The following is a 1,946-nucleotide window of genomic DNA, read 5'->3' as shown; positions in this document are numbered from 1 at the left end:
GTCCGGAGACGTGATGTACAGGTGGACGGGGACGTTCGCCCGCGTCATCCCCGGATCCAGCGCCCAGCCGCTGGCCACGAGCGCGGATCCCATCCCGCCGAGCTGGACCTTGAGGGACTCGTAGTACCCGATCGGCGCGGGCGTGGCGGCGACGCGCACGGTCGAGCAGCCCAGGAGGCTGTTGCCCAGCRGGAAGACGCTGACAGCGATGCCGTAGGCGCAGATCTTGTAGTCACCCGGCGTCGTAACCGGCAGCGCCACCCGGTAGCCGTGGTTTCCGGTGGTCCCCATGACCGTGTTGAMGTCGGCCCGGGACTGGTTGGCCGTATATGCGGAACTCTTGGTCACACCCTTGGGGTCGGTGACGTAGAGGTGGACCGGGATGGAGGCGGCCGGGGTTCCGGGATCCAGGCTCCACCCGGTGGCCGTGATGGTGGCCGTCGGCGCATCCGTCTTGACCACGGTGCTTTCCAGGAAGCCCGCGGGCGCCGGTGTTGCCCGCGGCGTCACGTATTTACAGCCCAGCAGGCTATTGCCCAGGCTGAACGCCGTGACGGCCATGCCGTAGGCGCATACCTTGTACTGCCCGCTCATGGTCACGGGGAGGTCCGAGGTGAAGCCGTGGCTTCCCGTCACCGACATCACCAGGTTGACGTCGGCGCGGCTCTTGTTGGCGGTGATGGCCTTCGACGTCGTCTTGCCTGCCGGGTCAGTCACGTAGAGGTGGACCGGGATGGACGCCGTGGGCGTCCCGGGATCGTAGCTCCAGCCCGTGGCCCGCAGCACCGTCGCCCCGCCKGCCCGGGTCAGCGTCAKGGACTCGAGATAGCCGGCGGTGGCGGGCGTCCCCGCAAGGGTCAGGGACTTACAGCCCAGGTCCGTCGGTTCGGCGCTGCTCAGGGCGTAGACGCAGACCTTATATACGCCGGCCGCGGTCAGATTGAAGGAACGGGTGAACCCGTGGTTGCCGGTCACCTGCATGACCTTGTTAACGTCTGCTCGGGCCTGGTTGGCTGCCACGGCGTAGCCGGTTGCGGTGCCGCCGGGCGGGGTCACGTAGATGTGGACCGTGGATGATTCGGAGGGCTTGGCGGTGTCGTACGCCCAGCCGGCGATGTCCAGGCTGGCCTTGGCGCCKGAGCGGTTGATGGCCATGGACTCGACGTAGCCGACGGCGGGCGCTCCGGGCGGACGGATGGTCACGCTGGCCGCCGTGTCGGTGACCGAATCGATGCTCACCTTGGTGCCGGCGTGCGTTGTGAAKGTCTGCCCGGCCTGCCAGGCTTGGGTGTTGCTGTAGTAGCCATTGAAGGCGGCCGCGCGGGTGTMGGGCGGGAGCAGGATCGAGGAGTTGCCGCCGCCCTGCTGGGTGATCTTCACACCGCGGTTTCCGGCCTGCGCGATCACGGAGTCATAGCCCACCGGGGCCCGGAGCTCGAGGTAGTAGACCTCGCCGGATTTCGGGTCCGTGAACTTGGCCGCCCGGTTGGCGGCGTCGCCGGCCCAGGGTGCGAGGGTCACCTTGCGGGGCCCGGACACTGTGCCCAGGTTGGTGATCTCGTTGCCGTTGCCGAACCGGCCCATTTCCCAGAGGCTGGCGCTGATTTCCGGCATGACGTCCCAGTGCGAGATCCCCATGAGGTCCAGGTTGTCGCCATAGGGCTTGATGCTGCAGGTGGGATCGGCAAAGCCCGCGTAGGGACCGGAGGCCACGTCCATGGCCCCGCTGCCGCACAGCAGGCTGTTGGCGTGGTCCATGCCCAGGGCATGGCCGAACTCATGAGTCAGCACGGGGGTTGCGAGCCGGCTGTTCTGCGGCATCAGGATGCGCCCGCCCGTGGTGCCGTTGCTGTAGGTCATGCCGGCGGTGCCGTTGCTCAGGTACGCGCCGGGGATGAAGATCACCAGCGCCGTGTAGGGACTCTGCGTACAGCCCAGCTCCTGCG

Annotated in this window: 1 pseudogene; it reads right to left on the bottom strand. The window is 67.8% G+C overall.

The window, feature by feature from the left end:
• Nucleotides 1–1,946 (bottom strand): annotated as a pseudogene (locus tag AC1DBQ_RS23135) (hypothetical protein); the annotation flags it as partial.

It is taken from the genome of Arthrobacter sp. 10T413_2 (genome assembly GCF_056394205.1).
This window is presented reverse-complemented; position numbering and strand designations above follow the sequence as displayed.